This window comes from Clostridium sp. AF27-2AA (assembly GCF_003478505.1).
Classification (GTDB): domain Bacteria; phylum Bacillota; class Clostridia; order Lachnospirales; family Lachnospiraceae; genus Brotaphodocola.
The window spans coordinates 153,359-159,573 of the sequence record NZ_QUFI01000005.1; the positions used below are offsets into that span (position 1 = coordinate 153,359).

The 6,215-nt window shown below is 32.5% G+C and carries 5 protein-coding genes; all 5 read left to right on the forward strand.

Annotated features, from left to right (window positions below):
- Positions 1–188 precede the first annotated feature (188 nt).
- The 5 genes from DWY84_RS04825 to DWY84_RS04845 all read left to right on the forward strand — a co-directional run bounded on the left by DWY84_RS04825 (position 189) and on the right by DWY84_RS04845 (position 6,081).
- Positions 189–899 (forward strand): glycosyltransferase family 2 protein, encoded by a 711-nt coding sequence (locus DWY84_RS04825; protein ID WP_347560766.1) that lies wholly within the window; start codon positions 189–191, stop codon positions 897–899.
- Positions 900–909: 10 nt separating this feature from the next.
- Positions 910–2,925 (forward strand): pyruvate formate lyase family protein, encoded by a 2,016-nt coding sequence (locus DWY84_RS04830; protein WP_118531325.1) that lies wholly within the window; start codon positions 910–912, stop codon positions 2,923–2,925.
- Positions 2,906–3,673, forward strand: a complete 768-nt coding sequence (locus DWY84_RS04835) for a radical SAM protein (protein ID WP_118531327.1) — start codon at positions 2,906–2,908, stop codon at positions 3,671–3,673. Before DWY84_RS04830 ends, DWY84_RS04835 begins: the two co-directional genes overlap by 20 nt.
- A 43-nt stretch (positions 3,674–3,716) precedes the next feature.
- Complete coding sequence (locus DWY84_RS04840; protein WP_182434915.1) at positions 3,717–4,103, forward strand: GtrA family protein; 387 nt, start codon at positions 3,717–3,719, stop codon at positions 4,101–4,103.
- 154 nt (positions 4,104–4,257) lie between these two features.
- Positions 4,258–6,081 (forward strand): hypothetical protein, encoded by a 1,824-nt coding sequence (locus tag DWY84_RS04845; RefSeq protein ID WP_118531331.1) that lies wholly within the window; start codon positions 4,258–4,260, stop codon positions 6,079–6,081.
- Positions 6,082–6,215 lie beyond the last annotated feature (134 nt).

Sequence of the window (6,215 nt, forward strand, 5' to 3'; positions counted from 1 at the left end):
TTTGTATTTATAAAAAAGCTTGTTTATATAGTATTATAGATACTAGGAACAATCATTTCCTAGGGGAGGCTGGTATTAGAATAATACGATTACGGTATATTCGATAAGGTATTGTTTGAGTAAAGAAATGTTTTGGAAAAGTTGTAGGAAAGAATTTTGCAAATGATTAAAAGTTTTAGGAGGAGCAAATGAAAATGGATTCTATTTATGTTGTTATGCCTGCATATAATGAGGAAGAAAATATTGAGGCAGTTGTCAGACAGTGGTACCCAGTATTAGAAATGGCGGGGGAGCAATCAAGACTTGTAATAGCTGATAATGGAAGCAAAGATGCAACACATGAAATTTTGATGAAATTAAAAGAGAGCATGCCACAGTTGGAAATTCTTGAGAAGACCGATAGATATCATGGTCCAAAGGTGATTGCATTATATAAATATGCGATTAAGAATGGGGCGGATTATATTTTCCAGACGGATTCTGATGGTCAGACAAATCCGGAGGAATTTGCGGCATTTTGGCAGCTCAGAGATAAGTATGATGCGGTTTTAGGCCACAGGAGCGTGCGTGGAGACGGAAAGTCAAGAGCATTTGTAGAACATGTAGTATGTTTCCTTTTGAGGTGTATTTTTGGAGTAAAGGTTCCTGATGCTAATGCTCCATATAGATTGATGAAAGCTAGTTTGGTTGATAAATACATAGATCGTTTGCCTGAAGATTTTAATATTCCTAATATTATGTTTACGACATATTTTGCATATTATCAAGAACGTATAACGTTCAGAGAGATTTCATTCAAACCACGTCAGGGTGGGGTAAACTCAATAAATATTCCCAGAATTATAAAAATTGGTTGGAAAGCAGTTGGAGATTTTAGAAAATTGAAACGGGAAATGTGAGGATACCAAAATGAACACAATAATGAATTTGTTGATAAAAATATATAAAAAGTATGGGCATTTGTTTCAGGGAAGACTTTTTTCAGCAGTTATTTTATTTTACAAGTATAATCGTGTTAATGAGAAAAAGGGTGATACAGTAAAATTCATATTGGATCATTTATCAGATATGAAGGTGTATGGTGGAACAAAAAGAAAATCAATTGAAAAGCTTTTGGCGCAGGCAGAATTTGATAATGAAGGATGCACAAACTTTATTTACACATGGGATATTTTTAAAAGCGCAAAGATTCACAATAAGATTATAGGAAACTGTACCATTGAGTATAATAAAGTCTTGAAGTATCCATTACAAGACTATTATATGGAGTCATCATCTGATTTTGCAAATGATAATAATGCTGTATTAGATGCTATTTTTAAATATCTTGAAAGACTAAAAATCTATGTGCGTGAAAGCAATATAGAGAATAAAGAAAACATTGTTAAATACATTGATCGAATGAAAAATAAAAAAGCAGAATCTCTGGAGGAGGCACTGCAAAGAATTTTGATAGTGAATCAGATACAGTGGCAGCTGGGACATATTTTGGTAGGATTAGGCAGATTAGATTACTATTTGGATTCTTATCAGTGTGAAGAAGCGGAAGCGGAGCAATTGTTTACAGAGTTTTTCTCTTTGATTCATAAATATTATGTGATGAAAAGTAACGCGCTTATGGGCGATACAGGACAGATTGTTATTTTGGGTGGTACATTAGAGGATGATACATATTTTTATGGTAGATATACCAAATTGATCATGCGTGTTATACAGAAACTTGGACTTCCAGATCCTAAAGTTTTACTTAGAACTAGTGAGAAAATGCCGTCTGAATTATGGGATGATGTTGTGGCAACTATGGCATCCAATGTAGGAAGTCCACTTATATCGAATGATGATCAGATTATACCAAGCATGATTCAGTTTGGATATGAGAAAGCAGATGCTTGTAACTATATAACGTCCGCTTGTTGGGAGCCGGTAGCAGGGGAATCCTACGAACAAAATAATATTCTTTCATTGAATTATCTTGATCCATTTAATTATATTTCTGATAATGAGGACTTAAATACGATTCAATCAATGGACATTTTGCTGTCTATGTACAGGAAAGGGCTGGAAAAGTCTATTGAAAAGATAACAAAGTACTTATCTACTATAAAATGGGAAAAAGATCCTTTATATTCTATGTTTTCGAAAAATGCAAGATCAGTTGAACTTGATGTTAGCGAAGGCGGTGCAAAATATAATAATTATGGAATATTGACTGTTGGTATGGCTAATGCAGTTAACTCATTTGCGAACATAAAAAAATTCGTATTTGAGGAAAAACGATATACCTATAAAGAGTTAGATTCATATAGAAAGAAAAATTTCCAAGGTGCAGAAGAATTATTAAAAGAACTTAACGATAGTCCAAAAGTATTTGCCAGAGATGATATGGAAATAATTGCTTTCGTGAATAAGATTACGGAAATGACGACAGAGATAATAAGCACTTATAGAAATCCATTTGGCGGAAAGCTTAAATTTGGACTGAGTTCACCGCATTATATTATGGATAGTGTGGATTATCCAGCGTCATTTGATGGACGAAAAAACAAAGCGCCGTTTTCTGTTCATATTTCATCAGGGACAGGTATTGCGTACACAGAGTTATTCAATTTTGCTGCACAGTTAGATTGCTCCGAGGACAGATTCAATGGTAATGTAGTTGACTTTATGGTTTCTCCTAACTTTGTGAGCAGAAATGTTAAGAATTTTGCAATCCTTTTAAAAGCAGCATTTAAAAAGGGTGTTTGCCAAATGCAGGCCAATATTGTTGATAGTAAAACACTTATTGCAGCGAAGAAAAATCCAAAAGAGTTTCCGAATTTAATTGTTCGGGTGTGGGGCTTTAACGCATACTTTAATGAATTGCCAGAAGAATACAAGGATTATTTAATAGAAAGGGCGATTCAAAGTGAACTTACGTTTAACTAGCATTCAAAGATTTAGCACATATGATGGACCTGGTATTAGAACAACGCTTTTTCTTAAGGGGTGTCAGATACGATGCCCCTGGTGTGCAAATCCAGAAAACCTAAATTATGAGATACAACCATATGTTAGCGAAAATGGAACACCTATGGTCTTCGGCAAAGATTATGAGATACAAGAAGTTTTAGAAATTTGCCTTAGAGATAAAGATTATTATAGTGATGAGGGCGGCGTAACAGCTTCTGGGGGAGAAGCCTTGCTTCAGTATGAAGCATTGGGCGAACTATTCAAAAGATTGAAAGACAATGGTATTTCATGTGGAATAGAAACTTCTCTTTATGCGCCAAAACGTGCTGTTGAAGTTGTTGCACCGTACCTGGATTTTGCATATGTTGATATAAAAATATTGGATAAAAGGCGGGCAAAATATTGTCTTAATGCTGATATTGATGTGTATAAATCTAATGTAGATTATTTCTTTGAAATGGTGGGGAATAAAAAAATAACAACGAGAATTCCTATTGTACCTGGAATAACAGATGATGAGAGTTGTTTGAATTTGTGTGTTGAGTTTTTAGCTGAATACAAACCTGCTAAGTGTGAGATTTTTAGTGTACACAATTTGGGAAAAGCAAAGTACAGAAGTTTGGGCTTACCATATGCAGAATTTAAAAAAGCTGATGGTGATATGCTTGAACGAATAAGGGACAGGCTATTGACATCAGGAGTACCTGTCTCAATAAATACTTAAGTACAGTGATATAAATAATAAATGAAAGATGCGAGTGAGAAATATGGACAGTGTAAAAAAGTTAATTCGAGAAATGTTTTTGTATGGGATTTTTGGATTGTTTTCGGCTTCTATGGATACTCTAAGTTTTTTTCTTTTGTCTAAGACATCAATTCCGCTTTTGCTATCTAACTTTATAAGTGTAAATATTGGAATTACTATTTCTTTTTTTCTTAATACATATTTGAACTTTAAGAAAAAAGATGAAGTTGGCAAACGTGCCATTAAGTTTTTTAGTGTTGGGTATATTGGATTAATTCTGTCGATGTTAATCATGTGGGTTGGTGTTGATGTTTTAAATCAGAAACAAATGTTAGTTAAAATTGGTTCAGTTGTGTTTGTTGCAGCAGTTCAGTATTTATTAAATAAATTTGTGACATACAAAAAATAGTATTGTGATTAATATTAGTGTCTCAATTATCAATGTACAAATTGAGCCACTTTGTTTGAGCATAATATGCAATTAGAGAATGGACAGATATAGAAAAACACGGAAGAGAATTTAGTAGTAATGAGTTTGTATTACCTATAGGAAGGTTCAAAACATGAAAGATATAGTAAAAAAAATATTAAGATCCATGGGGATAATGGTGGTAATTTGTGTTTTTATTGCTGGCTTAATAGAGGCATGCTTAGTCATTGATGAGGACCATAGTGTTACACTGAGAGATGGGATTAATGAACGTGTTATAAATTTATTAGATGTAGGTAGTGTTAGTCAAGAACTTTTTATTAATAAAACACATGATATTAATATATCTACATTGATAGTTGCTGATAATTCGGAAAAAATAAATGGTTATCTTTGTTGGAATATTACTGGTGCGAATAATCAAGTTATATATGGAAAATCATCAATTTCAGACTATGAATATGGAACATGGACAAATATGATAATTGATGCTTCGGCCTTTAAGGGAAGTGAAATGGGAAGAGTAAATATTTGGCCAGAGAATATTCAGGGAGTTGAAAGTATACAGTTTATAGTGAGCGAAAGTGAGCAAGGGTTACAATATGGAAATTTATATGTTTCAAATGAAAAGTCGGATGGAGCGCTTGTGCTTACGCGTTTTTCATTCAGAGGCTTTAAAGCATGTCTGTTTCAGTACAAAACAATTTTTCTATATTTAATGCTGTTTTCAATAATTTTATCAGTCTGTTATTTAATTATAAAAAAGGAACCAATTATAATACTATTATTAATTCGATGGGTGGTTGATTACATCATGTTCCAACCATACACAAATTATAACAATCAGTTCGGCTATACACTATGGATGTATTCATTTCAAAAATTAGGATTAACTACGAGAATTTTCCCTGGTTCTATTTTAAAGCTGTTCTGTAATCAAATAAGTAGGGAAACAATGTTAAATGCGGGATTGTTTTGTCAAATAGTTTCTATAATTGTGTTGTCGATTATTTTTTATCACGTATTGGCTAACTCGAATAAGATTAATAATGAAGCGTTGAATTTAATGTTGCTTATATATATAGCAAGCCCGGTATTTATTTCTTATTATCTTCGTCCAAATTTATTTTTACATTATGATGAATTATTATTAGTATTTTTTGTGATTTGTTTAATGTTATCGGGTAAAGAATTTGGTAAATGCAGATTTTTGGTTCCATTTATATGTGGATGTGCTATGTTAACACATGAAATGTTTATATTATTATGCTACCCGTGGTTGTTCAGTTATTTGACATATGTTTTCATTAAATCTAAAAAGAAGGAAGATGGTTACGTTTTATTCTCGAGTGCATTTATTGTGGTTGTATTGTTTTTGTGTACTGTATTAATGCAGATTAAAACAAATGATTTGGATTCGCTTTTGGGATTACTTCAGAGTGATGTTAAAGAGGAAGGGTTAATTTCTTCGTTTTATGTAAGCTCGTATTATGTAACTTCAACGCGGGACAAACTAATTTTGGATCATTATGATGCGTTTAGAACACATGCATTTACATATTTGTTATTAGGCTTATTAGTGAGTTTTCCATTATTTCATATTGCTGCTAGATTTTTTTATAGAATTGCTCAAAAAAGTAAATGCTTATTACAGAGATTAGCAATATTTTTATTTCCATTGTCCTTGCTTGGGGTTGTGGTTGCTTGTTATAAAGCTTGTGATTTTGGAAGATGGATTGTTTTATCTTGTGCGTGTATGATATTGGTAATTCTATTTATGCTTTATACTGGTGATGAGGTGGAAGCGAAATCAATGGAATATGCGGTGGAGCCTTATAGGCGAATTTTAGGTAATAAATGGAAATATGTCATTCTTATATATTTAGCTCTGATCGGAGAAGGTGGAATACAAGGTCTATCGAAATTGCCGGAATATTTAATTCGATTTTTGAAATAGAAAATATTAAAGTGATTTAATTCAATTTATTTACTATGCTATAATAAAATTTGGTATAGTATTTTAAAACATTACGGTATAAGCTAATATAAAGTAAGCGCTTAAATTTCAGCCGTTGATATAAAAATTCCCGG